General features: G+C 59.8%; 6 protein-coding genes. 5 read left to right on the top strand and 1 reads right to left on the bottom strand.

Translation table 11 applies throughout. From position 1 onward, the window contains the following. Positions 1-59: 59 nt before the first annotated feature. Positions 60-239 (bottom strand): AbrB/MazE/SpoVT family DNA-binding domain-containing protein, encoded by a 180-nt coding sequence (locus PHP59_RS12630; RefSeq protein ID WP_300167513.1) that lies wholly within the window; start codon positions 237-239, stop codon positions 60-62. Positions 240-375: 136 nt separating this feature from the next. On the opposite strand from PHP59_RS12630, the gene PHP59_RS12625 reads away from it, so the two are divergent. The 5 genes from PHP59_RS12625 to PHP59_RS12605 all read left to right on the top strand — a co-directional run. Further along, a complete protein-coding gene (locus PHP59_RS12625) occupies positions 376-642 on the top strand; it encodes a hypothetical protein (RefSeq protein WP_300167511.1) in 267 nt (88 codons plus the stop codon). Between the two features lie 11 nt (positions 643-653). Beyond that, the gene (locus PHP59_RS12620; RefSeq protein WP_300167510.1) at positions 654-836 is read left to right on the top strand and encodes a hypothetical protein; all 183 of its coding nucleotides are present in this window, start codon (positions 654-656) and stop codon (positions 834-836) included. Then, positions 833-1,336, top strand: coding sequence for a hypothetical protein (locus PHP59_RS12615; protein WP_300167508.1), 504 nt, complete (start codon positions 833-835; stop codon positions 1,334-1,336). The genes PHP59_RS12620 and PHP59_RS12615 overlap by 4 nt, the downstream gene beginning before the upstream one ends. After that, positions 1,333-1,923, top strand: coding sequence for a hypothetical protein (locus PHP59_RS12610; RefSeq protein ID WP_300167506.1), 591 nt, complete (start codon positions 1,333-1,335; stop codon positions 1,921-1,923). Before PHP59_RS12615 ends, PHP59_RS12610 begins: the two co-directional genes overlap by 4 nt. 6 nt (positions 1,924-1,929) lie before the next feature. Continuing rightward, on the top strand, positions 1,930-2,521 hold a 592-nt coding region (locus PHP59_RS12605; RefSeq protein WP_300167505.1), incomplete at its 3' end, for a hypothetical protein.

Genomic DNA, 2,521 nt, shown 5'->3' with positions numbered 1-2,521 from the left:
CTGTAACGCTTTCCTCGAATATGAAGTAGTAGAAGAAACGTAGGAAAAAGGTTCTAAACTTATTTTTTCGGCACCCTCACCAGCATATCGCCGCTCTGCAGCACCTCAATCGAGACGCTGTCCCCGGCACCCACCCCATAGTTCTCGCGCCACACTTTCGGGATTGCGATCACTGGTGTTCCTCGGCCGCATGTGTAGACCTTGCGGCTCCCCAGACCGAAGCGGAATGGTTCTCCCATGGTAATCCATACGATCACTATATAGATATATATATCGTCTGGGTTGACACAGGGACACATACAGGGGATTGCCCCTGAAAAGATGAATCTCTATACCTCCCTTCGCTCTATCAGTAGTTATGAGAGGTGATACGACATGGCAAATATTCTCGGGAGTATAATCACGGCCGGCATCGCCATCATGGCGATTGCGCTGCTCGCGATGACGACCGGGCGGACCCTCGTGGCGCTACCGGGATTCAACGAGACCGATCCCGCTGAGGCCCCGTGGGCAAGCACCATGGCCACCGTGGGCGACAACGCCGGCACGGCGTTCAACCTGCTCGGCATTGCGCCGCTCGTTCTCGGCGCCGCCGCGATCATCAGCATCATCATCGGAGCATTCGTCTTCACTTCGGACTGAAGGAGGCACACATGGCACCTCCTCTCCGTTCCGAATGGAAGCGAAAAACCCGCGCAATGCGCCGCGGGATCGACCAGGGGTGGGCCGAAGGCGCCCTCCTCGGCCGCGTCCCGATTTTGAGCCCCCTCCTCGGCGCGATCCGGGGCTGGTACCGCACGACGATCACCCTATTCAAGGAGGACCTCGCCTCATGAGGCATACTCTTTTTGGCATACTCACACTCGCTACAATACCTGCAGCCGCTTCAGCCCTCTCCCCCTTTCCGGAGTCGGCCACCCTGCCCGCACAGGCGGCAGAGAACACGACCATAGCCCTGCAGCATATCTATTCTGTGCAGGAAACCGCCATCCCTGGCACCGTCTGGGGGTTCCTCTTACTCATCGGGCTCGCGTTCCTGACAATCTCCATCCTCATCCCCGACCGGGGCGAGCTCATCACCGGGCTCCTGGCGATGGCGTTCATCACCCCCGCCTGGATCCAGAGCGCGTTCCTCAGCTTCACCGAGATCGCGACTGCCACACTCCCGGGCAACATCGTCCTCGTCCAGCCCGTCACAACCATCTACGCCTCCTCGTGGATGCCCTGGCTACTCGCGACGGTCTTCTTCATCGCGTTCGGAAACATCATCCTGGCAATCGCCAACTTCCTCAAACGGCCCACCGAGCCCTATCCCCGCCCCGAGGTATTAGAATGAGACGCCTGATCGACGAATTTGGAACAACCTACACCGTGGACGACGAGGTCCTCGACACGCCCTGTGACGGCGAGCCGACCCGCCGCCTCTACGACCAGGCGACCGGGCAGGCATACGACCTGCCCGCCGACCTCTTCGACGACGAGCCGGCCCCCGCTCCTACCCCGATCTTGCCGGCCCGCACCCCCGCCTACCAGGAGAAACTCGTCGAGGTCCTCCTCGAAAAATGCACGCTCAACGTCCGAGACAAAGAGCGGGTCGCGCTCCTGATCGGCCCGGCCCTCGCCATCGGGAAGATCACCAGCCAGGAAGACTTCGCCGTCACCATGATGGAGATCGAGAACCTGATCCGGTCCCTCTACATCTCCAATACTGTCTCCGAAGAGGACTCCATCTACCTCATGGACCAGATCGAGTTCTTCGCCCGCTGGCAGTTGCGCAGGAGCATCACGTTCGACGGCAAACCCAACGAGCGCGAGTGGTGGACTATCACAGCCATCCACAACAAGACCGAGGTAAAAGGAGAACAACCCGGCGGCGGAGGCATCCTCAGCACGATCGGCCGGGCATTCGGAAAATGGAGGTAATCAACCATGCTAGAAAACCCCATGACCTGGGTATACCTGACCTTTGCGCTCTTAGGCGTGGTGGTCATCCTGATCGTCGCGCTCGTCGCCGGTTATATACTGCTCAAACCCGTCGCCATCCCCTATCTCCAGTGCCGGGGCAAATCGAAGACCACGATGATGCAGATCTTCCAGCAGAACGGCGTGGAGCGGCTCGTCCCCGGCAAGTACGTCTCCGGGATGTACGAGGACCCCGACCCCCAGAACCCGCTCGCGTTCTTCAAATCCGACACAGGCAGTTACAAACTCGGCGCCTGCAACACCGAACTCTTCTACGACGGCGCCGTTGCCGCCACCTCGCCGGACCTCGTGGTCGCCGCCCAGGAACTCTGGAATATGGGATACCGGAACATCGACGACCTGATGAAGGCAGTCCGGGCCGGCGCGTTCAAAGGCGACCAGTTCACCCTCAAAGGCGAGGTGGTCTGCTTCGACAACGGCACCATCAGCATCCCGCTCATCCGGCAGTTCGACCCCGCCAGGATAGAGATCTTCAGCAAGGGCAAACCTGCGATCACCAAAGCCTACAGCGACACCAAACTCAACATCGACCGCAGAG

Origin of the sequence: Methanofollis sp. (genome assembly GCF_028702905.1) — an archaeon.
In the GTDB taxonomy this organism is placed as follows: domain Archaea; phylum Halobacteriota; class Methanomicrobia; order Methanomicrobiales; family Methanofollaceae; genus Methanofollis.
This window is presented reverse-complemented; position numbering and strand designations above follow the sequence as displayed.